17 protein-coding genes and 1 pseudogene are annotated in these 23,302 nt (G+C 74.2%); 14 read left to right on the forward strand and 4 right to left on the reverse strand.

What is annotated here, in order from left to right; genetic code table 11:
- Nucleotides 1–115 precede the first annotated feature (115 nt).
- The 10 genes and pseudogenes from ACZ55U_RS15880 to ACZ55U_RS15925 all read left to right on the forward strand — a co-directional run bounded on the left by ACZ55U_RS15880 (nucleotide 116) and on the right by ACZ55U_RS15925 (nucleotide 12,093).
- Nucleotides 116–1,915 (forward strand): sensor histidine kinase, encoded by a 1,800-nt coding sequence (locus ACZ55U_RS15880; RefSeq protein ID WP_465526615.1) that lies wholly within the window; start codon nucleotides 116–118, stop codon nucleotides 1,913–1,915.
- Nucleotides 1,912–2,346 (forward strand): roadblock/LC7 domain-containing protein, encoded by a 435-nt coding sequence (locus tag ACZ55U_RS15885; RefSeq protein ID WP_465526617.1) that lies wholly within the window; start codon nucleotides 1,912–1,914, stop codon nucleotides 2,344–2,346. The genes ACZ55U_RS15880 and ACZ55U_RS15885 overlap by 4 nt, the downstream gene beginning before the upstream one ends.
- Nucleotides 2,343–2,711, forward strand: coding sequence for a DUF742 domain-containing protein (locus ACZ55U_RS15890; protein WP_465526619.1), 369 nt, complete (start codon nucleotides 2,343–2,345; stop codon nucleotides 2,709–2,711). The genes ACZ55U_RS15885 and ACZ55U_RS15890 overlap by 4 nt, the downstream gene beginning before the upstream one ends.
- Nucleotides 2,692–3,378 (forward strand): annotated as a pseudogene (locus tag ACZ55U_RS15895) (GTP-binding protein); the annotation flags it as partial. The gene ACZ55U_RS15890 and the pseudogene ACZ55U_RS15895, both read left to right, overlap by 20 nt.
- 188 nt (nucleotides 3,379–3,566) lie before the next feature.
- The gene (locus tag ACZ55U_RS15900; RefSeq protein ID WP_465526621.1) at nucleotides 3,567–4,811 is read left to right on the forward strand and encodes a cytochrome P450; all 1,245 of its coding nucleotides are present in this window, start codon (nucleotides 3,567–3,569) and stop codon (nucleotides 4,809–4,811) included.
- 83 nt (nucleotides 4,812–4,894) lie between these two features.
- Complete coding sequence (locus ACZ55U_RS15905; RefSeq protein WP_465526623.1) at nucleotides 4,895–6,109, forward strand: cytochrome P450 family protein; 1,215 nt, start codon at nucleotides 4,895–4,897, stop codon at nucleotides 6,107–6,109.
- A gap of 340 nt (nucleotides 6,110–6,449) precedes the next feature.
- Nucleotides 6,450–7,841 (forward strand): ABC transporter substrate-binding protein, encoded by a 1,392-nt coding sequence (locus ACZ55U_RS15910; RefSeq protein ID WP_465526625.1) that lies wholly within the window; start codon nucleotides 6,450–6,452, stop codon nucleotides 7,839–7,841.
- Between the two features lie 245 nt (nucleotides 7,842–8,086).
- Complete coding sequence (locus ACZ55U_RS15915) at nucleotides 8,087–9,169, forward strand: carbohydrate ABC transporter permease (RefSeq protein WP_465526627.1); 1,083 nt, start codon at nucleotides 8,087–8,089, stop codon at nucleotides 9,167–9,169.
- A 140-nt stretch (nucleotides 9,170–9,309) separates the two neighbouring features.
- A complete protein-coding gene (locus ACZ55U_RS15920; protein ID WP_465526629.1) occupies nucleotides 9,310–10,200 on the forward strand; it encodes a carbohydrate ABC transporter permease in 891 nt (296 codons plus the stop codon).
- A gap of 165 nt (nucleotides 10,201–10,365) precedes the next feature.
- Complete coding sequence (locus tag ACZ55U_RS15925; RefSeq protein WP_465526631.1) at nucleotides 10,366–12,093, forward strand: DUF4153 domain-containing protein; 1,728 nt, start codon at nucleotides 10,366–10,368, stop codon at nucleotides 12,091–12,093.
- A 158-nt stretch (nucleotides 12,094–12,251) separates the two neighbouring features.
- Here ACZ55U_RS15925 and ACZ55U_RS15930 read toward each other — a convergent pair whose 3' ends face one another.
- Entirely contained in the window at nucleotides 12,252–13,799 is a 1,548-nt protein-coding gene (locus ACZ55U_RS15930) for an MFS transporter (protein WP_465526633.1), read from the reverse strand.
- A 365-nt stretch (nucleotides 13,800–14,164) separates the two neighbouring features.
- Here ACZ55U_RS15930 and ACZ55U_RS15935 point away from each other — a divergent pair, with 365 nt between their 5' ends.
- The 3 genes from ACZ55U_RS15935 (at nucleotide 14,165) to ACZ55U_RS15945 (ending at nucleotide 16,589) form a co-directional block, all read left to right on the forward strand.
- Nucleotides 14,165–14,863, forward strand: coding sequence for a TetR/AcrR family transcriptional regulator (locus tag ACZ55U_RS15935; RefSeq protein ID WP_465526635.1), 699 nt, complete (start codon nucleotides 14,165–14,167; stop codon nucleotides 14,861–14,863).
- A gap of 268 nt (nucleotides 14,864–15,131) precedes the next feature.
- Nucleotides 15,132–15,830, forward strand: coding sequence for a ribonuclease HII (locus ACZ55U_RS15940; RefSeq protein ID WP_465526637.1), 699 nt, complete (start codon nucleotides 15,132–15,134; stop codon nucleotides 15,828–15,830).
- Nucleotides 15,831–15,932: 102 nt separating this feature from the next.
- On the forward strand, nucleotides 15,933–16,589 hold the full coding sequence (locus tag ACZ55U_RS15945; protein ID WP_465526639.1) for a hypothetical protein: 657 nt from the start codon (nucleotides 15,933–15,935) through the stop codon (nucleotides 16,587–16,589).
- A 249-nt stretch (nucleotides 16,590–16,838) separates the two neighbouring features.
- Here the strand turns inward: ACZ55U_RS15945 and ACZ55U_RS15950 are convergent, their stop codons facing one another.
- On the reverse strand, nucleotides 16,839–17,555 hold the full coding sequence (locus ACZ55U_RS15950; RefSeq protein ID WP_465526641.1) for a hypothetical protein: 717 nt from the start codon (nucleotides 17,553–17,555) through the stop codon (nucleotides 16,839–16,841).
- 366 nt (nucleotides 17,556–17,921) lie between these two features.
- Nucleotides 17,922–20,117, reverse strand: a complete 2,196-nt coding sequence (locus ACZ55U_RS15955) for a RecQ family ATP-dependent DNA helicase (protein ID WP_465526706.1) — start codon at nucleotides 20,115–20,117, stop codon at nucleotides 17,922–17,924.
- Between the two features lie 228 nt (nucleotides 20,118–20,345).
- Between ACZ55U_RS15955 and ACZ55U_RS15960 the strand changes: the two genes are divergently transcribed.
- On the forward strand, nucleotides 20,346–21,917 hold the full coding sequence (locus ACZ55U_RS15960; protein WP_465526643.1) for a DUF4192 domain-containing protein: 1,572 nt from the start codon (nucleotides 20,346–20,348) through the stop codon (nucleotides 21,915–21,917).
- Between the two features lie 34 nt (nucleotides 21,918–21,951).
- Here ACZ55U_RS15960 and ACZ55U_RS15965 read toward each other — a convergent pair whose 3' ends face one another.
- Nucleotides 21,952–23,265 (reverse strand): alpha/beta fold hydrolase, encoded by a 1,314-nt coding sequence (locus ACZ55U_RS15965; protein WP_465526645.1) that lies wholly within the window; start codon nucleotides 23,263–23,265, stop codon nucleotides 21,952–21,954.
- Nucleotides 23,266–23,302: the final 37 nt, after the last annotated feature.

The raw sequence follows: 23,302 nt of genomic DNA on the forward strand, positions 1-23,302 counted from the left end.
GAACGTTTCGCGACGTCGCCGGGCGGTCTCGTATGCGCCCGACCGGCTGTCGGCGGCGACCGCCGTCGGCCGGCAGCCGCGCCGCCGCCCGCCGACGTTGCCGAGGACCGCCCCGATGAGAGAAGCCACCAGCCCCGACGGCCGATCGCGTCGACGGCCCGCGCCGCGCACCGTCGTCCTGACCGCGGCCGCCGTCCTGCTGGCGCTGGTCGCCGCGCCGGTCGGCATCACCCGGGCACTCGGTGCGCACCAGCCGCTGACCGCCCTCGCGGTCGGCGCCGTCACGGTGCTCTGGCTGATCGCCGTCGGCCTCGCGGCGGGCGGCGTCGAGCGCACCCGCCGCCTCACCGGGGAACTGGCCGCGCAGCACGAGGAGACCCGGGCCGCACTGGTCGCCGCCGGTACCGCCCGGCAGGCCGAGACGGCCGCCGCCGACCGCGCCGCCGCCGCGCTCGCCGACCGGGACTTCGCCCGCGCCGAGCAGGCCAGGGCCGAGACGGACGTCGCCGCCGCGCACGCCGAGCTGTCCCGGCTGCGGGGCGAACTCGAAGCCCAGCGGGCCGAGGCGCGGCAGGAGCGGGCCCGGGCCGAGGCGGAACGTGCCGAACTGGACCGGATCACCGAGGGACTGCTGCCCGAGGTGGTGAAGAAGCTGCGGGCCGGCGCGGCCGTGGACAGTGCCCTGGCCGCCCACCGCAAGCACCCCCAGTACGCGCTGCTGCGCGCCGTCGGCGAGGAGATCGGCCGGGGCGAGCGGCTGCGGGCCGCCGCGCTCGCGGTCTGCGCGACCGCCGCCGGGCGGGTGCAGGCACTGGCCACGAGCATGCACGCCGAGCTGCGCGAGATGCAGCACCGGCACGACGAGGACGTCCTCGGGGACCTGCTGAGCCTGGACCACTCGACCGCCCAGGCGGGACGGATGGCCGACAGCATCGCGGTGCTCACCGGCGCCCGCTCGGGCCGCCGCTGGGCCAAGCCGATCGCGGTGGAGTCGGTGCTGCGCGGCGCGCTCGGCCGGATCGGCGCCTACCAGCGGGTGCGGCTGCACAACGCCAGCACCGCCGCGGTCGCCGGGTACGCGGCCGAGGGCGTGATGCACGCGCTGGCCGAGCTGCTGGACAACGCCACCAACTTCTCCGCCCCGCCGGCCGAGGTGCACGTCTACGTCGAGGAGGTGCCCGCCGGGCTGGCGGTCACCGTCGAGGACAGCGGGCTGGGCCTGAGCGACAGCTGGCTGCGCCGGGCCGAGCGGGCCGTCTCCGCCGAGCCGCTGGACCTCACCACGCTCTCGGCCGGTACCCGGCTGGGCCTGGCGGTGGTCGGTGTGCTGGCGCGCAAGCACGGTCTGCAGATCTCCTTCCGGCCGTCGGCGCGCGGCGGCACCGGGGTGGTGATGCTGATCCCGCAGCAGCTGGTCACGCATCCGGTGCCGACCCCGGCGCCGAACTCGGGCCAGGCGTCCGGCCCGGCGACCGTTCAGGCGTCCGTGCCGGGGCAGGCGCCGCGTGCGGAGGCCGCGCGCCCCGCGCTCACCCCGGCGGGCTCCGTCCCCGCGCTGCGGTCCCCGGCGCCCGGGAGAGCGCTCCCCGCACAGCCGGCGCCCTCCCGGGCGCCGGGTGCCACCGTGCCCGCCCTGCCGGCCGCGCCCGCCCCGATGACCGACAGCGGCCTGCCGCAGCGGCGCCGAGGGCAGACCCTGGCGGCCACCACCGCCCCCGCGACGGCCCGGGCCGAGAAGCCCGTACGCACCGACGCGGCGACCGCGGCCTCCCGGTTCGGCGCGTTCCGCCGGGCCGCCGCCCGTCCCGCGACGGCCGAGCAGCCCGCTGCCGAGCGGCCTCCCGCCGGGGGGCCGGCCGCGGACGCCGACCCCCTGCCCGACGCTTCCCCCGTCACCGAGAAGGACACCCCATGAGCAGTGCCACCGACCGTGACCTCGACTGGCTGTTGGAGAACCTGCTGGCGGCGACCCCCGGCACCCGGCACGCCCTGGTCCTCTCCGCCGACGGCCTCAAGCTCTGCCACACCGCCGGGCTGAGCACCGACCAGGCCGACCAGCTGGCCGCCATCGCCTCCGGGCTGCAGAGCCTGGCGCACGGCGCCTCGATCGAGTTCGGCGACGGCAGCGGCGGCGTGCGGCAGTCGATGACCGAGTTCCACGGCGGCATCCTGTGCATCGTGGCGGCCGGCGAGGGCGCCCACCTGGCGGTGGTGACGGACGAGGAGGCGGACGTCGGCGTGGTCGGCCACAACATGCACGGCCTGATCGAGCAGATCGGGGTCCACCTCAGCGCGCCCGCCCGGGGTGCGGAAGGCGAGGCCGCTCCAGAGAGCGCGGGCATATGAACGCCGGGCCGGTGCTGCCGGGCCGCGACGACGACCCGGACCGCCTCTACACCATCACCCGAGGTCGCAGCCGGGCGCCGGAGAACGCCTTCGACCTGGTCACTCTGATCGTCGCCGAGCGGCAGCCGACGCCCGGGATGCAGTCGGAACACGCCCGGATCCTGCGGATGTGCGAGGCGCCGACCGCCGTGGTGGAGGTGGCGGCGGAGCTGTCGCTGCCGGTCTCGGTGGTGAAGATCCTGCTCGGCGACCTGCTGGAGTCCGGGGCGGTCACCGCCCGGCACCCCCGGTTCGCGCCGAACAAGGCCCGGCTGCCCGACCTCGACACGCTGAAGCAGGTGCTGCATGGCCTCGAACGGCTCTGACGTGCCGGCCGCCGGTCGGGCTCCCGCCGTCGGCGACGCCCGGTCGGTCGGTGGGGCCCCGGCCGTCGGCGCTGCCCGGCCCGCCGGCCCGCGCACCCCGCTGAGGGCGACCGCCGACAACGCCCTGAAGATCGTCGTGGTCGGCGGCTTCGGGGTGGGCAAGACCACCCTGGTCGGTTCGGTCAGCGAGATCCGCCCGCTGAACACCGAGGAGGTGATGACCAAGGCGGGCGAGGGCGTCGACCCGGCCGGCGCCTGGGGCAAGCGCTCCACCACGGTCGCCTTCGACTTCGGCCGGATCACCCTCTCCGAGCGCCAGGTGCTGTACCTGTTCGGCGCGCCCGGGCAGGAGCGCTTCTGGTTCCTCTGGGACCGGCTGTTCAGCGGCGCCCTGGGCGCGGTCGTCCTGGTGGACACCCGGCGGCTGGAGGACTCCTGGTACGCGATCGACCGGCTGGAGCACCACGGGACGCCGTTCATCGTGGCCCGCAACAACTTCGGCGAGCCGAGCCACACCCTGGAGCAGGTCCGCGAGGCCCTGGACCTGCCGGCCGAGGTGCCGCTGGTGGACTGCGACGCCCGCGACCGCGAGTCCGGCAAGCGGGTGCTGATCGCCCTGGTCCACCACCTGGCCGCGCTGTCCGGGGCTGCCCTTCCCGAAGGGGCCGCCCTTCCCGAAGGGGCCGCCCTGCCCGAAGGGGCCGCCCTTCCCGAAGGGGCCGCCCTTCCCGAAGGGGCCGCCCTGCCCGACGGGGCCGACCGGCCCTACGGGCCCGATCCGGACGGCGAGGCCGCCCTGCCCCACGGGCCCCACCCGGAAGGGGCCCGTACCGCGATCCACGAGGAGAGCACCCCGTGACCGAGCCCTCCGCCACCCCACCCCCGGGCTGCCCGGCGCACGCCGGCGCCACGCCGCTGTACGGACCGCGCTTCCAGACCGACCCGGCCCAGCTCTACCGCGAACTGCGCGCCGCGCACGGCCCGGTGGCCCCGGTCGAGCTGGCCGGAGGCGTCCCGGCCTGGCTGGTCATCGGCTACCGCGAGCTCCAGCAGGTGACCGGTCAGCCGCAGCTGTTCGGCCGTGACTCCAGCCGCTGGCACGCCTGGGCGACGCTGCCCGCCGACTGGCCGCTGAAGCCGATGGTGGCGCCCGCCCCCTCGATCCTCTACGCCGAGGGCGAGGAGCACGTGCGGCGCTCGCGCGCGGTCACCGACGCGCTGGCCGGGATCGATCCGTACGAACTGCGCAAGCACGCCGAGGAGATCGCCGACCGGCTGATCGACGGGTTCGCCGGGCGCGGCGAGGCAGACCTGGTCGCCGAGTACGCGCACCGGATGCCGCTGCTGGTGCTGTGCCGGGTGCTCGGCCTGGACGAGGAGCAGGCGCCGCAGTTGATCGCGGCGCTGCTGGCCATGCTGGACGGCGGCCCGAACGCGCCGAGCGGTGCCCAGCGGCTGCTGGAGCTGATGCTCGCGCTGGTCGAGGAGAAGGCCGAGCACCCGGGTGCCGACGTCGCCTCGCGGATGCTGGAGCACCCGGCCGGGCTGACCCACGACGAGGTGATGCGCGACCTGCGGGTGCTGCTGATCGCCGGGCACCAGCCGACCTCGTACTGGATCTCCAACACGCTGCGGCTGATGCTCACCGACGAGCGGTTCGCGGCCTCGCTGGCCGGTGGTCGGCGCAGCATCAGCCAGGCGCTGAACGAGGCGCTCTGGGAGGACACCCCGACCCAGATCTTCGCCGGCCGCTGGGCGGTCCGCGACACCCGGCTGGGCGGCCAGCGGATCGCCGAGGGGGACATGCTCCTGCTCGGGCTCGCCGGGGCCAACGCCGATCCGTCGGTCCGGCAGGCCGACGGCCGTCCGGCCGAGGGGAACCGGGCGCACATGAGCTACTCGTACGGCGAGCACGGCTGCCCGTTCCCGGCCCAGGAGACGGCCGAGGTGATCGCCACCACCGCGATCGAGGTGCTGCTCGACCGGCTGCCGGACCTGCGGTTGGCGGTGGCCGAGCACGCGCTGGTGTGGCGGCCGTCGGCCTGGGTGCGCGGGCTGGTGGCGCTGCCGGTCGCCTTCACCCCGGGCCACCCGGCCTGATCCGCCGCACCCCCCGGCCCCCCGCACCCCCGCGACCGTTCGCGGTGTCCCACCAACGCCCGCAGTACGAAGGAGAGTTGCCGATGACCGCTGCCCCGGCCCGATTCGTCCTCGACCCGCAGGCCGCCGACAACGCGGCCGAGGGCGCGCTGCTGCGGGCCGCCGGCCCGGTGGTGCCGGTCGAGCTGCCCGGCGGGGTCGCCGCCTGGGCGGTGACCCGGCACGCGGCCGCCCGGGACCTGCTGACGGACCCCCGGCTGGTGAAGGACGCCGCGCACTGGGCGGCCTACCAGCGCGGAGAGGTGCCGAAGACCTGGCCGCTGATCGGCCTGGCGGTGCCCGGCCCGAGCATGGTGACCACGGACGGCGCCGAGCACCGGAGGCTGCGCGCGCTGGTCGCGCAGGCCTTCACCCCGCGCCGGGTGGAGCTGCTGCGCCCGCGCGTCGAGGAGATCACCCACGCGCTGCTGGACTCCCTGGCGGTGGGCGGGCCGGTGGTGGACCTCAAGACGGCCTTCGCCTTCCCGCTGCCGATGACGGTGATCTGCTCGCTGCTGGGCGTGCCGGAGTCGGAGCACGACCTGCTGCGCGATCTGTACGAGCGGTTCTTCGGCACCAAGCCGGACCCGGAGGGCATCCAGGCGACCGTCGCCGGGCTGAACGCCTTCGTCAACGGCCTGGTGGCGCAACGCCGTTCGGCGCCGGGGGAGGACCTGGCGAGCGCGCTGCTGGCGGCCGACACCGAGGGCGGGGCGCTGACCGACGCGGAGGCGGCGGCCACCCTGCGGGTGATCATCGCGGCCGGGCACGAGACCACGGTGAACCTGATCGGCAACGCGGTGCGGGCGCTGCTCGCCCACCCGGACCAGCTGGAACTGGTGCGCTCCGGACAGGTCTCCTGGGACGCGGTGGTGGAGGAGTCGCTCCGCTGGACGCCGCCGACCAGCAACTTCCTGTTCCGCTTCGCCGCCGAGCCGGTTCCGGTCGGCGAGGTGATGATCCCGGCCGGCGAGGCGGTGCTGGTCTCGTACAACGCGATCGGCCGGGACCCGCTCCAGCACGGGGTGACGGCCGAGGTCTTCGACATCACCCGGGACCCGACCCGGCACCTGTCCTTCGGCCACGGCCCGCACGTCTGCCCGGGCTCCCCGCTGGCCCGGCTGGAGGCGGGGGTGGCGCTGCCCGCGCTGTTCGAGCGCTTCCCGGGGCTGTCGCTCGCGGTGCCGGACGCCGAGCTGCGCCCGAGCCCCTCGCTGGTGGTGAACAGCCTGCTGGAGCTGCCGGTCCGGCTGTACTGACCCGACGTCAAGTGTGCGGTCCCGTCCGGGCTTCCGGTCGGGGCCTTCGGTCCTCGGTCCCCGGCGGCGGTGGTCCGGGTGGCACCCGGTCGTGGGTCACGCTCGTGGGTCACGGTCGGGACACCGGTCGGTGAAGGTCGAACGCGGACCTTGGCGCGGCGCGGCGGCTGCGTTAACGTCGTCGATCAGTCCGGCCCCCGTCCGGTCCGGCCGCAGCCCGGCCCCCGTCCGTCCGTGGGCCCGTTCCGCGATCCCCTGTAGCTCCCGTAGGCCCGTCTCCGGTACAGCGCGATGTCGTTCAATCCACCTTCGGCAGTACGCCCTGGCGAGGAGAACCGCATTGACCCTCAACCCGTCCGCGCCGCGTCCGAGTTCCCGCCGTCGTCTGGCCGCCGTGCCCGCCCTGGTGGCGGCGCTGGCCCTGACCGCGGCCTGCTCCAACAGTTCCGGCGGTTCGGGTGGCGGCGGAGGAGGCGGATCGGCCGAGTCGCTGCCCGGTGACTGTGCCAAGTACCAGCCGTACGCCGGGCATTCGGGCACCACGGTGACGATGTTCGCCTCGATCCTGAGCCCGGAGTCGGACAACCTGGAGAAGTCCTGGGCCGAGTTCAGCAAGTGCACCGGGATCAGGATCAGTTACGAGGGGTCGAACGACTTCGAGTCCCAGCTGCCGGTCCGGGTCTCCGGCGGCAACGCCCCGGACTTCGCGATCATCCCGCAGCCGGGCCTGCTGGCGCAGATGGTGAAGAGCGGCAAGGTGGTGAAGCCGCCCGCCCAGACCGTCGCCAACCAGGACAAGTGGAGCCCGATCTGGAAGACCTACGGCTCGGTCAACGGCACCTACTACGCGGCCCCGATGAGCGCCAACATGAAGTCCCTGGTCTGGTACTCGCCGAAGGCCTTCACGGCCGCCGGCTACGAGGTGCCCAAGACCTGGGCCGACCTGATGGCGCTCAGCGACCGGATCGCCAAGGCGGGCGGCGCCAAGCCGTGGTGCGGCGGCATCGCCTCCGGGACGGCCACCGGCTGGCCGGCCACCGACTGGCTGGAGGAGGTGGTGCTGGGCTCGTACGGCGGCGAGGTGTACGACCAGTGGGTCGACCACCGGGTCAAGTTCTCCGACCAGAAGATCACCACCGCGATGAAGACGGTCGCCGACTGGATGCAGAACCCGGACTGGGTCAACGCGGGCTTCGGTGACGTGAAGTCGATCGCCACCACCACCTTCCAGGACGCGGGCACGCCGATCCTGAGCGGCAAGTGCCTGATGCTCCAGCAGGCGTCGTTCTACGAGGCGCAGTGGCCCAAGGGCACCAGGATCGGCCCGGACGGGGACGTCTTCGCCTTCCACCTGCCCGCGGTCAACCCGTCCGTCGCCAACCCGGTCGAGGGCGGCGGCGAGTTCCTGGCGGCCTTCTCCGGCCGGCCGGAGGTGCAGGCGGTGCAGAACTACCTCTCCAGCTCGGACTGGGCGAGCAGCCGGGTGAAGACCGCGAGCGGCTGGGTCTCGGCCAACCAGGGCGTGGACAAGAGCCTCTACACCGACCCGATCGACAAGCTGTCGGCGGAGGCGCTGACCGACCCCGCGGCCACCTTCCGCTTCGACGGCTCCGACCTGATGCCGGCCGCCGTGGGCGCCGGGCAGGAGTGGAAGTCGCTGACCGCCTGGTTCGCCGAGGGGCAGTCGATCCAGAAGACCGCCGCCGACATCGACGCCGCCTGGCCGCAGTAGCCGGGCCGGCCTCCGGCGGTGGGCGGGGCTGCTTCCGGCGGTGGGCGGAGCGGGTCCCGGCGGTGGGCGGGACCGTTCCCGGCGGGAGCCGGGCCCGCCCCACACGGGAGCCGGACGCGCTTGTGTGACAGCCGGCCCGCTTCCGGAGGCCGGACCCACCGAGGACCACCTGTCGAGGGCGGTGCGGGGCCACCCACCCGCACCGCCCGCCCCCTTCCCCTCCACACCCGAAGGGACGCGCAGCCATGTCCGTACCCGGATTCCCGACGCCCGTGGCCGAGCTGGCCGCCAGGGGACTGGCCGCCAGGGGGGCGTCCCCCGAGGGGCTGGTCACCGAGAGACTGGCGGCCGGCGCCTGGAGCGACGCGGCGGTCAAGTTCGGCAACACCTTCGGTGCCGTCGCGGGCTTCCTCGGCATCCTGCTGGTGGTCTTCCTGGTCGCCGGCCGGGCCCGGGGCCGCCTGGCCCGGCCGCTCGCGGTCACGGTGTTCCTCGGCCCCGCGGTGCTGCTGCTGGCCGTCGGCCTGGTCGTGCCGCTGCTCCGCACGGTCTACCTCAGCTTCCAGAGCGACGACGGCAGCCGGTTCGTCGGAGGTGAGAACTTCGGCTGGGCCTTCACCTCCGACTCGGTGCGGGAGGTGCTGATCACCACGCTGCTCTGGCTGCTGGCCGTACCGCTGGCGGCGACCGGGCTGGGGCTGGTGCTGGCGCTCCTGGTGGACCGGATGCGCGGGCAGTCGGTGTACAAGTCGCTGATCTTCATGCCGATGGCGATCTCGCTGGTCGGCGCCTCGATCATCTTCAAGTTCGTCTACGAGTCGCGCGGGCCGGGCCAGCCGCAGATCGGGCTGCTCAGCCAGCTCGCCGTCGCCGTGGGTTGGGACGATCCGCCGAACTGGCTGCTCTCGCAGCCGCTGAACACCTTCCTGCTGATGGCGGTGATGGTCTGGGTGCAGACCGGCTTCGCGATGGTGGTGCTGTCGGCGGCGATCAAGGCGATCCCGGACGAGGTCGTGGAGGCGGCCCGGCTGGACGGCGCGACCGGGGTGCGGCTGTTCTGGTACGTCACCGTGCCGATGATCCGCACCACGGTGATGGTCGTGCTGACCACCGTCCTGCTCATCACCCTGAAGGCCTTCGACATCGTCCGCACCATGACCGGTGGCAACTTCGGCACCCAGGTGCTGGCCAACGAGATGTACTCGCAGTCCTTCGTGCAGTTCAACGACGGGCGGGGCAGCGCCCTCGCGGTGCTGCTCTTCCTCGCGGTGCTGCCGCTGGTGGCCTACAACATCGTCCAGCTGCGGAAGGAGCGTGAGGTCCGGTGACCGGCACGGGCGGTCGGGAAGGGGCACGGGGTCGGGAAGGGACGCGGGCGCGGGAAGGGGCGGGGGACCGGGCGGGTGCGCGGGGGCGGGAGAGTGCGGTGAGCCGTCGGCATCGGAGGCCGGGCGGCCGGGAGGGGGCGGTGCGGAAGGCCTTCAGCAGCCCGCTGGCCTCGGTGTTCGTGATCGCGATGACGGTGCTCTGGACGATCCCGACGCTCGGCCTGCTGGTGACCTCGCTGCGGCCCAAGCAGGACGTGACCAGCAGCGGCTGGTGGAACGCCTTCCTGCACCCGGACTTCGGCCTCGGCAACTACCACGCGGTGCTGTTCGAGGGCGGCCCCGGCGTCTCCACCGGCCTGATGCCCTTCCTGGTCAACTCGCTGGCGATCAGCATCCCGGCGACGGTCTTCCCGCTGGTGCTGGCGGCGATGGCGGCGTACGCGCTGGCCTGGGTGCGCTTCCGGGGGAGTGACGCGGTGTTCTTCACCGTGTTCGCGCTCCAGGTGGTGCCGCTCCAGATGGCGCTGATCCCGCTGCTGCGGCTGTTCTCGGGCGGTGCGCACCTGGGCCCGCTGACGCTGATCCCGGCGTTGGACCTGAAGGGCAGCTACGCCACGGTCTGGCTGGCGCACACCATGTTCGCGCTGCCGCTGGCGGTGTTCCTGCTGCACAACTTCATCGCCCAGCTGCCGCGGGACCTGATGGAGGCCGCGGTGGTGGACGGCGCCTCGCACTTCAAGATCTTCCGGTCGATCGTGCTGCCGCTGTGCACCCCGGCACTGGCCTCGTTCGCGATCTTCCAGTTCCTGTGGGTCTGGAACGACCTGCTGGTGGCACTGACCTTCGCGGGCGGCACACCGGAGGTGGCTCCGATGACGGTACGGCTGGCACAGCTGTCCGGCTCGCTCGGCGGGCGGTGGGAGCTGCTCACGGCCGGGGCGTTCCTGTCGATCGTCGTGCCGCTGATCGTCTTCTTCAGTCTCCAGCGGTACTTCGTCCGGGGGCTGCTGGCCGGATCGGTGAAGGGGTAGCCCCGGGGAGTCCTTGGTGGTCACAGGATTCTGAACGCGTTCAGTCCTGACTTTTGAACTTGTTCAGAATGGTCTACAGTCGGCAGCGGCCGGGCGCCGAGCGCGCCCGTCGGCGGACCGTCCCGTGGCGGGTTCCGCATGCCCGTCGACCACTGAGGGGGACTCATGTCAGGCTCGTCCGTGCCTGCCCCGTCCGCGCCTGTCCCGTCCGATCCGCCGGGTTCGTCCGCGCCGAGCGGCCCGTCAGGGGAGGGCGGCCCGTCCGGGGCGGGTGGCCCGGACGGCGCGTCCGACCCGTTCGGCTCGTTCGACCCGTACGGTCCGTACGCGCGGCCCGAGGCGGTCCCGCACCGGACGCCCGGCCCGCCCGCCCCCTCGGCCGCCGACTGGCTGCACCGCAGCGACCCCGAGCGCCGGGCGGCGGCCACCCCGAGGGTCCTCCTGGCGGCCCTGGCCACCGGCGTGCTGACGGCCTGGCTGCTGTACGACGGCCTGGGCCCCAACCTGCTGCTGCTCGGCGCCGTCACCGCGGTCGGGGCCGGGATCGCCGCCCGGTCGGCCGGCCGGCGGATCCGGCCCTGGACGGCGGTGTGGAGCCTGCTCGCGCTCGCCCTGCTCGCCGTCCCGGCGGTGTGGGACGCCGGGCGGCCCGCCGCGCTGGCCGTCGTCGGCGCGCTGGCACTGGCCTCGCTGGCCCTGCACGGCGGCCGTCGCTGGCCGGGTGTGCTGCTCGCGCTGCCCGGCATCCTGTGGCAGCTGGTGCCCTCGGTGGTCTGGGTCTGGGAGACCATGGAACGGCGGACGCCGCCCGGCCGGGGCCGGATCGTCCCGGTGCTCAAGGCGCTCGCGGTCGCCGCCGCCCTGCTGACCGTCTTCGGTCTGCTGTTCGCCAGCGCCGACGCCGCCATGGCGGACCTGCTGGGCAACCTCGGCCCGAACCTCGATCTCGACCGGGTCCCGGCCCGCGTCCTGCTGTTCGCGCTCGGGGCGCTCACCACGTTGGGCTTCGCGTACATCGCGGCCGGCCCGCGCCGCTGGGACCGTACGGTGGTCCGGCCGGGCCGGGAGCGGCGCCGACTGGAGTGGGCGCTGCCGCTGATCGCGCTCGACCTGCTGTTCGGCGCCTTCGCGGTGGTCCAGGCCGTCGTGGTGCTCGGCGGCGCGGACGCGGTGCTGCGCAACACCGGGATGAGCCGCTCCGCGTACGCCCGGCAGGGCTTCTGGCAGCTGACCGTGATCACCGTGCTGACCCTGGTCGTGGTGGCCGTCGCCAAGCGGTGGGCCCCGCGCACCACGCCGGCCGACCGCCGCGTGGCACGGATCCTGCTGGGGCTGCTCTGCCTGCTGGCGCTGGTCGTGGTCGCTTCGGCGCTCGGCCGGATGTGGTTCTACGTGGACGCCTCCGGGCTCACCCGGCTGCGGCTGTGGGTCCTGGTGGTCGAGGTCTGGCTGGGCGTGGTCTTCCTGCTGCTGATCACCGCCGGGCTGACCCGCGGCGCCGGCTGGCTGCCCCGCGCCGTCGTGCTCAGCGGCATGCTGACCGTCGCGGTGTACGGGCTGATGGGCCCGGACGCGATCGTCGCCGAGCAGAACGTCGCCCGCTACGAGCGGGCCCTGCGGGCCGACCCGCACGCCGTGGCCATCGACCTGCGCAACGTCCGCGGGCTCTCGGCGGACGCGGTGCCCGCCCTGGACCGGCTCCCCGGCCCGCAGCGGACCTGCGCGCTCCAGCTGATCCGGCAGGACCTGGAACAGGCGGAGAAGCCCTGGTACGCGGCCGGGGCCTCGGTCGCCCGGGCGCGGCGGATCCTGGCCGAACGGCCCTTGGAGGAACGCGTGGTGGGCGGGCGCGGCGCGTGCGAACAGGCGGGGCTGGGGCGCGACCGCTGGTGACGGGTGTGGTGAGCGGCCGGACCGCGATCGCGCGGTGGCCGGAAAGCGATCGGGCCGGGCGGGAGCTGTGTGCTCCCGCCCGGCCCGGCTGACGCCCTCGCGCGCTGATGGCCGTGCGCGCTGACGTTCGCGTGAGGTGGCGTCCCTGTCCGGCGGCGTCAGTGCATCGCGACGGCGGAGGAGCCGCTCGGCAGGTCGCTGGCCTTGGCCTTGATCACGAAGACCGCGACCAGCAGGGCGACCGCCGCGAGCGCGGCGCCCACGATGAAGCCGTGCGAGATCCCCTGGGTGAGCACGGTGTTGGCGGCGTCCGTGCCCGTCGGGAACTCGTGGTGCTGCTGGAAGTAGGCGAGCTGCTCGGGCTTCGCGGTCTCCAGGAACTTCGGCAGCTGCGCGGTGGCCTCGGCCGTGGCGTAGTGCGCGAAGACCGTGGTCAGGATCGACAGCCCGAGTGAACCGCCGATCTGCTGCATCGAGTTGAGCAGACCGGAGGCGGCGCCGGTCTCCTCGGCCGGGACGCCCGCGACGGCGATCAGCATCACCGGGACGAAGATCAGGCCCATGCCGAAGCCGAACACCACCGTGGGGCCGAGCACCCCGTCCAGGTAGCCGCTGTCCTTGCTCATCTGGGTCAGCCAGGTGAGACCGACGGTGACCAGCAGCGCGCCGCCCGCCATGAACGGCTTCGGGCCGTACTTGGCCTGGAGGTTGGAGGCGATCTGCGCGGCGACGACGATCGAGACGCTGATCGGGAGGAAGGAGACGCCGGCCTTCAGCGGGCTGTAGCCGAGCGGGCCCTGCACGAACAGCACGACGTAGAAGAAGATGCCGAACATGGCCGCGGCCAGGCAGAGCATCATCACCAGGCCGCCGGTGCGGTTGCGATCGGCGAACAGGTGCATCGGGGTGATCGGCTGGTCGGTGCGCCTCTCGACCACGAGGAAGGCGGCGAGCAGGATCGCGCCGGCCGCGAAGGAGCCGAGCGTGATGCCGTCCGACCAGCCGTCCGAGGCGGCCCGGATGAACCCGTAGACCAGGCCGACCAGGCCGACCGTGGAGGTGAACGCTCCGGGCAGGTCGAAGCGGCCGGGGTGGCGCTCGGACTCGGCGATGTAGCGCGGCGCGGCGATCGCGATCAGGATCGCGATCGGCACGTTGACGAAGAACACCCAGCGCCAGTTCAGGTACTCGGTGAGCAGACCGCCGGCCAGCAGGCCGATCGCGGCACCCGAGCCGGCCACCGCCGAGAACACACCGAACGCCCGGTTGCGTTCCGGGCCTTCGTCGAAGTTGGTGGCGATCAGGGCGAACGCCGTCGGGGAACAGATCGCGCCACCGATGCCCTGGAGCGCGCGGGCGGCCAGCAGCAGCCCGCTGTCCTGCGCGAAGCCGCCGAGCAGCGAGGCCAGGCCGAACAGCAGGGTGCCGAAGATGAACACCCGCCGGCGGCCGAGGATGTCACCCGCGCGACCGCCGAGCAGTAGCAGCCCGCCGAAGGTCAGCGTGTAGGCGTTGATCACCCACGACAGGTCGGTGGTCGAGAAGTTCAGGGCGTCCCTGATGTGCGGGAGTGCGATGTTCACGATGGTGGCGTCGAGGACCACCATGAGCTGGGTGGCCGCGATGACGGTCAGGGTGATGCCCTTGCCCCGCCCCTGGCTCGTCCGCGGTGGTGGGTTCTTGCTGAGCGTGTCGGAGATAGCCACGAATGTGCCCCCTGCTGGCTATGTGCTCGGTGGTGCGGGGCCGCGGGATTCGTCGGCCCGGGCATGGCGCTGCGCCCTTGCGCAGGCCTGGAAGGAACGGGATCGTTCACTAATCCGGACGATATCCTGGCCGGGATTGTGAACGCAAGCGTTCCTTAAGGGTGGTGGCGATGGAGCGGTTGGTGCGGCGCCTGGTGGCGGACCGGTTTGGTCGGTCGCCGGCCGGTTCGATCGTGGGGCAGGGGCAGGGGCAGGGGCAGGGGCTGATGGTGGGTTCGGCGTCGCACTCGGCGCCGGACTCGGTGGAGAGCCCCATGCCGGACCTGCCAGGGCGCGGGCGGGGGCAGAGGCAGGGGTCGGAGGAGGTGGCTGCGCTGCCTGAGGGGACGGTTCCCGGGGAGGCGGGGGTGGGGGCGGAGCCGGGTGAGGAGGCCGCCCTGTGCCCGGTGCGGGCCGCCCGCCAGGTCCTGACGCGGCCGGCGCGGCGTCGGGGGAAGGAGTTGGAGAGCGCGATCTTCGAAGCCGCGCTCGACCAGCTCACCTCCGGCGGATACGCGCGGCTCACCATGGAGGGGGTCGCCAGCGCGGCGCGAACCGGAAAGGCCGCGCTCTACCGGCGCTGGGCCTCCAAGGACGAGCTCGTCCTCGACGCCCTGGACGCCACGCTTCCGGACCCTTACGCCACCCCCGACCTCGGGTCCGCCCGCGATGAACTCCGCCGGCTCATCGAGGGGTTCACCGGGGCGATGGCCTCACGGGCGGGCACCGCGCTCAATGCGATCATGGGTGAGATCGACCACGAGCGGGCCGAGGTCTTCAAGGGCTTCATCGCCGACCGGGTCATCGAGCCGACCGCGCGGACCATCCTGGAGATCCTGCGGCGCGGCGCCGAACGCGGCGACGTCCGGCCCGGCGCGGCCACCCCGCTGGTGGCGGACGTCATCCCGGCGATGATGCTCTACCAGGTCAAGATCCGCGGGCTGGAGAACCTGGGTCCGGACTTCGCCGGCAGGCTGGTGGACGAGGTGCTGGAGCCGATGATCCGGGCGCGCGGGGACGGCTGAGGCGGACCCGGGGACGCCCTTTTCGGGGTGCCGGACCGGTGTGTCGGATGGCGCCGGACCGGTGTGTTGGCTTGGGGCGCGGGTTCGGAGCAGGGTTCGAGGCGGGGGTCCGAGGCGCTGGCCTCGGGTGGGGGAAGCCGGCTCCGGGCGTGTTCGGCAGCCTCGGGCCCGCCCGGAGCCGGGCCGACCGCCGCTTGCCCGGGGAGGCGGACACGGCGGCCGTGGGGCGGGCTTAGGCTGGAGGCTGTCCAGCTGAACGGAATTCGCCATGCCCATCGTCCCGCCGACCCACTCCGTCGAACGCTCGCTCCGCCGGGCCGGCGCCAAGATCGTCGTCGGTCTCGACGAAGTGGGGCGCGGCGCCTGGGCCGGACCGGTCACCGTCGGCGCGGCCGTCACGGGCCTTCGCAGGGCGCCGGAGGGGCTGACCGACTCCAAGCTGCTCACCGAACTGCGCCGCCGCGCGCTCGCCCCGGTCCTCGCCGACTGGGTCACCGCGTACGCGCTCGGGCAGGCCTCGGCGCAGGAGTGCGACGAGCTCGGCATGACGGCGGCGCTGCGGCTGGCGGCGGTCCGCGCGCTGGAGGCGCTGCCGGTCCAACCCGACGCGGTCATCCTCGACGGCAAGCACGACTACCTGGGCGGCCCGTGGCGGGTGCGCACGGTGATCAAGGGCGACCAGTCCTGCATCTGCGTCTCCGCCGCCTCGGTGCTCGCCAAGGTCCACCGTGACGGCCTGATGGCCGAACTGGGCGAGGGGTGCCCGGAGTACGGCTTCGCCGACAACGCCGGCTATCCGTCCCCGGTGCACCGAGCGGCGCTGGAGGAGTACGGCCCCACCGGGCACCACCGGCTCTCCTGGGCGTACATGGACGGACTGTCGAAGTGGAGTCATCTCAAGCGCGTTCGGGAGGGCGCGGGGGGCGCCCAGGGGTCCGCCGACGAACAGTTGGCGCTCGGTTTCTGACGGTCCGTCTGGAATTGCCCCGGCAGGGGGTGGGAGTGGACCGGCGCCCAATGGGTGGGGTACCCGTGCGCACCCCCACCGGCATTTGATAGATATCCGGGTATGCCTGTCTTCCCCGAGGAGCCGGAGATTCACGAGAGCCTCCCGGGCCCCGGCGTTCCCTTCCCCCGCGAGTCGGACGCACAAGCCCCCGCCACCGCACCCACCACCACCGCCGCCGCCCCGGCTCCGGTGCCCGGCCCCCGCTCGGCGTCCCCGCGCCCGGCCCCGCCGCGCGCCGCCCGCCCGGGGCCGCCGCGACTGATCCCCAAGCCCGGGCCGGCACCGCGCCGCCCGGCCTCCGCCGCGCCGCAGGTGGAGGTCCAGCGGATCGCCGCCACCCCGGCGCAGGCGGTGGAGCGCGCCGATGACGCGGTCGACCTGCTGTTGGAGTCCGGCCGCAACCCGGGCGACATCCTGGTGCTGACGGTCGGCGAGGCACACCCCTGGCAGCAGCACGAACTCTCCTTCGGTGAGGAGCGCTACTGGGCGCAGCTCACCGAGGGTGGGGACGTGTTCTACGCGGACGCCGCACTGACCCGTCCGGTCAGCCGCCAGGTGGTCGTCCTGGTGGTCAACGGCGGACCGTCCGCCCGGGCCGCCGAGGCGTACACCAAGGCGCTCGGCCACGCGACCGCGCTGCTGGTGGTCTGCGGTGACGCCGGGCCCGCTGCCGCGGGCTCCGCCGGAGCCGCGGCGGCCCGCCCGGTCAAGGCCTGATCACAGCCGTCCAGTTCGGGCCCGGTGCCGCCGTACGGTGCCGGGCCCGAGGTCCGTCCTGCGGCGGTCGGCGGTTGTTAGTCGGCGGTTGTTGGTCGGCGGGCGGTCGACAGCGGTCGGTCCGGTCGGTGGTCGGTCCGGCCGGGGGTTGGCTGGTCGGCGACGGCTGACGGCCGTGACGGTCGCGCTCCGGCTGGGCCGGCGCGTTCGGAGGCCTGGCAGTCCGGCAGGACCGACGTTGCCGTGGACTCAGCGCGTGCCGGTGCGGCGGGTCGGTTCGGCCGCTGCGACCCGTGCCGGCCCCCATGGGGGCTCGGACTGCGGGGAGCGCGCCGAGTCCTCGCCGGACGTGGCCTGCTCGGCCGCCGGTTGGCGGGTGCGCTGGCCGCGCGGGGCGTCGAGCGCGGAGCGCGGCGGCAGTTCCGTCACGGTGTGCACCGGCCCCTCCGCCCAGGAGCCCGCGTGCGGCTTGCGTCCGCCCCGACCGTCCCCGAGGACCTGCCAGCCCGCCGGGGTGAGTCCGATGTACGCGCCGCAGCGCAGTCCGTGCAGTACGGACGCGTCCCGCAGGGCCCACATCCAGGCGCCGTCCTGCTCCGTCCAGCCCGGTGCGCCGTCGCGGCAGCGCAGCAGCACGGCCGTCCGAGTCGGCTCGGGCAGTCGCAGGTCGTGCGGGATGATCCGGCGCAGGTGCGCCAGCAGGGCGTTGCGGTGCTGCCACCCGTCGGTGTGGTGCGGCCACGGGGTGAACGAGGCCGAGGCGGCGACGTGGTGGAGCGCGTCCAGCACGGTGACCACGACGGTGCCGGGCTGGGGCAGGTGGCGCTGGTGCAGCTCCAGGACGAACTCGCGGGGTTCGCGCAGCAACGGGATCCCCGAGGCGGCCCAGGTCTCCAGGTCCAGCACCCGTCTGGGTTCGGGACTCCCGGAGAAGGGATTCTGACCTCGGTCGATGCCGTTGATCACGATCCTCCTTCCTGGCCCGTGGGCAGGCGGGTGCCTGGGTGCGCCGAAGGACGGGTCCAGCGGACCGGGTTTCGGGTACCTCCCAATTCTCGGGGCATCGGGGGTGGGGCGGCAATGATGAAATTACGAACGCCACCCGATAGCCCATGGTCTGTCGGATATGTTCCACAGCGGCGCGAACGGCGGCGAGTCGCCTCAGGGCCTTGATCCACAACGCCCTGAGGGCAGGGTGAACCGTCATCGACATGAGGGGCGCTCCTTTCCCGAGCCGTTCGACCGGTGTGATGGAAATCGCTTCGCCTGATCCTTTCCGTTAGGCCGTTCGGGTGAAGCGAACGGCTCCCGTGGCGGCTTTCCGCCGCTCCGTCACCCCTGCACGGCCAGCACCAGCGGCAGTACCGCGCTCGCTCCCGCCCGGCGCAGCAGTCGCGCGGCCACGGTCACCGTCCATCCGGAGTCGACGAGGTCGTCCACCAGCAGCACCGGCCCGCCGGCGGCCGCGACCGCCCGTTCCAGCTCCGGGGGCAGGACCAGCGCGCCGGCCAGGGAGTGCAGGCGCTGGGCGCTGTTGCTGCGGGCGCCGTGCGGCGGCAGGCCGCCGGCGTACTCGATGCGGCCGAGCAGTGGCAGCCGGCCGATCTCGGCGATCCGCGCGCCGAGGCTGCCGACCAGCTGGGGCCTGGTCGAGGAGGCCATGGCCACCACGCCGACGGGCCGTTCCAGCCGGGTGCCTTCCGCCGTGGCGGGACCGGCCCAACCACCCGGACCGCGGGCCCAGTCGGCGAGCACCGCCACCAGCGCGTCCACCGCTTCGCCGGGCACCGGCACGTCCGGTGCCTGGTCGGCGAGCAGGGCGCGCAGCCGGTTGCCCCAGCCGATGTCCGACAGCCGGCCCAGCGCCCGGCCCGTCTCCGCCTGCTCGTCCGCAGGGATCCGCCCCTTGAGCGGCACCCCGAGCGCGTCCATCCCGGTGGGCCAGAGCCGACGCGGCTCGAAGCTCAGGCCCGGGCGGCCGAGCGCGGCCCGGGCGGCGGCCAGCGCCTCGGCGGAGACGTCCGGGGTGTGCAGCGGCCCCGCGCAGTTGTCGCACCGGCCGCACGGCGCGGCCTGCTCGTCGTCCAGCTGCCGGCGCAGGAACTCCATCCGGCAGCCGGTGCCCGCCGCATACTCGCGCATCGCCCGCTGTTCCGCCTCCCGGGAGGCGGCGACCTTGGCGTAGCGGGCGGTGTCGTACTCCCAGCTCTGCCCGGTGGCCGTCCAGCCACCCTTGACCCGGCGGACGGCGCCGTCCACGTCGAGCACCTTGAGCATGGTCTCCAGCCGGGCCCGGCGCAGGTCCACCCGGGGTTCCAGGGCAGCGGTGGAGAGCGGCCGCCCGGCCTCGGCCAACGCGTCGATGGTGCGGCGCACCTGTTCCTCCGGCGGGAAGGCCAGCGAGGCGAAGTAGCGCCAGATCGCCTCGTCCTCGCGCCCGGGCAGCAGCAGCACCTCGGCCCGGTCCACGCCTCGCCCGGCCCGGCCGACCTGCTGGTAGTAGGCGATCGGCGAGCTGGGCGAGCCGAGGTGCACCACGAAGCCGAGGTCGGGCTTGTCGAAGCCCATGCCGAGCGCGGAGGTGGCGACCAGCGCCTTGACCCGGTTGGCCAGCAGGTCGGCCTCGGCGGTGCGGCGCTCGGCGTCCTCGGTGCGGCCGGAGTAGGAGGCCACCGGGAAGCCGCGCTCGCGCAGGAAGGCGGTCACCTCCTCGGCGGCGGCCACCGTCAGGGTGTAGACGATGCCCGAGCCGGGGAGCCGGTCGAGGTGGTCGGCCAGCCAGGCGAGGCGGTGGGCAGGGTCGGGCAGGGAGAGCACGCCCAGGGTGAGGCTCTCCCGGTCGAGCGGGCCGCGCAGCACCAGGGCGTGCTCGTCGGTGGCGCCGGTGCCCAGCTGCTCGGCGACGTCCGCGGTGACCCGGGCGTTGGCCGTGGCGGTGGTGGCCAGCACGGGGACGCCGGGCGGCAGGTCCGCGAGCATGGTGCGCAGTCGGCGGTAGTCGGGGCGGAAGTCGTGCCCCCAGTCCGAGATGCAGTGGGCCTCGTCGACCACCAGCAGGCCGGTGGAGGCGGCGAGCTCGGGCAGCACCTGGTCGCGGAAGTCCGGATTGTTCAGTCGCTCGGGGCTGACCAGCAGGATGTCGACCTTCCCGGCGGCGACCTCCTCCTGGACCCCAGCCCACTCGTCGGTGTTGGCCGAGTTGATGGTGCGGGCGTGGATGCCGGCCCGGCCCGCCGACTCGACCTGGTTGCGCATCAGGGCGAGCAGCGGCGACACGATCACCGTCGGCCCGGCACCGCGGGCCCGGAGCAGGGCGGTGGCGATGAAGTAGACCGCGGACTTGCCCCAGCCGGTGCGCTGGACGACGAGGGCGCGGCGGCGGTCGACCACGAGGGCCTCGATCGCCGTCCACTGGTCCTCGCGCAGGGTGGCTCCGGGGCCGGCGAGCTCGCGCAGGACGGCCTCGGCCCGCGCCCGGACCTCGGCGCGGTCGGCGGTGGCGGTGGTGTGGGTGTCGGGCTGCTGCATGGCGTCCATGTAACCCCCTCCCTCCGACAAGCGGCGAATGCGGGGGAGCGGAGGCGGGGGAAGGCGGGGTGTATTTCATTCGCCGGTCCACTGAACGGAAGTCAAATTCCACTCGCGAGAGCGAGTTTCGCGTACTCCGAACGAGTGAAGAGAAATTCGGGGGCCGGGTTATCCACAGGAAAAAAGAAGTTTCCGCGCCGCTCGCGGATCGGGTCCAGTCTTACGGCCATGAACGCGATGAACAACGAACACGTCATTCTGTCCCTCGGTCCGGCCTCCGATCACCGGCCGGTCGTCATGCGCGGTCCGGCCGACATGGCCGAGCTGCTCCCCTATTTCCTCGGCTTCTACCCCGACGACAGCATCGTCGCGGTGGGGCTGCACGGCCCCGGCCTGCACCAGGGCGGGGTGATCCGGGCGGACCTGCCGCAGTCGCCCGCGCAGTGGCCGGCCGCCGCGGAGGAGACGGCGGCCCTGCTGCTGGCCCTGTCCGAGCGGCACGGCGCCCGGCCGCTCCAGGTGCTCCTCTACCTCTGCCGGGATTCCGGCGCGCCCCACGCCCCACCGGTGGTGGACGGGCTGCAGCCGCTGGCGCAGGCCCTCCGGGCGGCCTTCGGGCGCCGGGGCGTGGCCGTCAAGGAGTCGCTGTGCGTCTCGGACGGCCGCTGGTGGTCCTTCCTCTGCCGCGGCGACGGGTGCTGCGATCCTGCGGGCAATCCGGTGCGGCGCGGTCCCGATCCCGGTCCGGCGGGCGCCGCCGCGACGGTGGCCGGCCTGGTGCCGCGCGGCAGCCGGAAGGCGATCATCGGCGGGCTGGAGCCGGTCGGCCCGCCGCAGGACGCCGCCCAGCGCGAGGCGCTCGCCCGGGCCGAGTCCCTGGACGCCCCCTCCCGGGAACAGCGCATCGGCCTGCTCGACCAGGCCGTCGCCGAGTTCAGGGCCGGCGCCAGGGAGCTCGACGCGGACCGGACGGCCCAACTGCTGCTCGCCCTGCGAGACCGCCTGGTGAGGGACCGCGGCGTCGAGTACGCCCGGCCCGCCGAGCTGGCCCCGGCCGAGCGGCTCTGGCGCTTCCTCGCCCGGCGGGCCGTGCCGCCGTACGAGGGCTGCGCGGTGGCCCCGCTCACCCTGCTGGCCTGGACGTCCTGGGTCGCCGGGGACACGGCGACGGCCCGGGTCGTGCTCGGCCACGTCCTGCGGCTCGCCCCGGGGTACCTGCTGGCCGAACTGCTCTACGAGTCGCTCAACGACGGCATGACACCGCAGGGCCTGCTGGCCGCGGTCGAGGCCCAACGACGGCGGCGCGAGGGGCCCGGGATCACGCCGGCACCGGAGGGCGGGCCGCCGTCCACCACGGGCGGAGCGCCCGGTGCCGAGGAGCCGCCCGCCGGAGGAGTGCCGTCCCCGGGCGAGGCGGCCCCCGGCCCCGCCGTCGCAACCGGCCCCGGGGCCGACGGGGCCTCGGGGGAGCGGCCCGGACGGTCCTCCGGAGGACGGCGGCACCGGCGGGGCGGCCGCCGGAAGGGCTCGTACACCAAGACGGCGCCGACCGAGCACGGGCCGGGCGCCCCGGGCGGCTCCGAAGGCCCGGAGCCGGGCGGCGGCACCGGCGGGGCCGTCGCCCTGCTGCGGGTACCCGGGCGGGCCGCGGTGCCCGGGCACACCCCGGCGGCCGGGGAGCGGTCCGCCCGGGGCCTGCGGCTCGGCCGGGTGGCGGGCGCGCACGCCGCCGCCCGTACCGGGCTCCATCGCTGCCGGGGCGTTCGGCGGGCGACGAGAGGAGGCCACCGTGCGCACTGAGCCGCCGCGCGCCGCCGTACCGGCCCGTCGTCCGCTACGCCTCGCCGTGCGCCATTTTGATCAGGCGGTCCAGCACCTTTCCGCCGCTCACCCGAAGGCCGTCGTGCTCCCACTCGTTGGTGATCCAGGTCCGCAGGCCGCGCACCGCGCGGGCGGTCTCCAGCGAGTCGGCGGTGTCCACGTACATGTCGTCGTGGTACACGGCCGCGACGACCGGCACGGTGTTGGCGGCCAGCCGCGCCCGGTCGTACAGGTCGGGCCAGTCGGTGCGGGCGGCGAGCAGTTCCGCGGTCTCCTTCAGCGGGCGCAGCGCCGGGTCGGTGTCGAACATCCAGGGGTAGATCATCTCCCCCGTGAACAGCACCGGAGCGCCGGACTCCAGTGCTGCCCGGGCGTCGAACTGCGGGAACTCCTTGCGGACCCGCTCGGCGGCCCAGGCGGTGCCGCCCTGGTCCACCGACCGCTGGCCGTAGATCGACTCGTGCAGCACCGCGTAGAGCGGGCCGCTCGCGAAGGAGAGCTGGGCCTGGGCACCGGCCAGGAAGGTGTCGGAGAGTTCGGGCCCGGCCGTGCCCTCCACCCAGGCCTCCTCCAGCAGGTAGTGGAGCGTGCCGGAGCCGCTGCCGCCGCCGAGCAGCATGCCCAGGGCCTGGAACGCCTCGACGGTGAGCCGGCCGCCGTCCGGCAGGGTCGCCGGGGAGTCGGCGAGGTGGGCGGCGATCCGGCGCACCGCCTCGACGTCCTGCGGGAACCGGGCGTAGTGGCCCTCGTTCTTGCCGACCACGCGCGGGTAGGCGGCGCGGTAGACGTCGTCGGCCGAGCTGCCGAGCCCGGCGAGGCCGCCAGTGATGAAGGCCTCGGTCAGGCCCTCGGGCGCGATGGAGAGGTAGGTGAGGGTGCAGAAGCCGCCGAAGCTCTGGCCGAGCACGCTCCAGCGGCGGTCGGCGCCGAGCAGCCGCTCACGGATCAGCTCGGCGTCCCGGACGATCGAGTCCGCGCGGAAGTGGGCCAGGTAGTCCGCCTGCTCCTGCGGGCCGCCGCGCCGGGCGAGGGTCTGCCGGGTCGCGGGGGTGGACCGCCCGGTCCCGCGCTGGTCGAGCAGGAGCACCCGGTAGTCGTCCAGGGCGCGGTCCAGCCAGGCGTCCCGGCCCAGCGGCCTGGCGGCCTTGCCGCCGGGCCCGCCCTGGAGGAAGACCAGCCAGGGCAGGTCGTCCCGCTCGCGGCCGGCGGCCACCACCTCTCGGGCGTACACCTCGATCTGCTCGCCCTGAGGGGCGGAGTGGTCGAGCGGCAGCTCGAAGACGTGGTCGGTCGTGACAATCCCGGGCAGCCGGCTGATGGTGGACATGCAACTCCTCGGTCTCTGCTGGTCACAGCGGTGGCGT

It is taken from the genome of Kitasatospora sp. NPDC034533, from assembly GCF_055575155.1.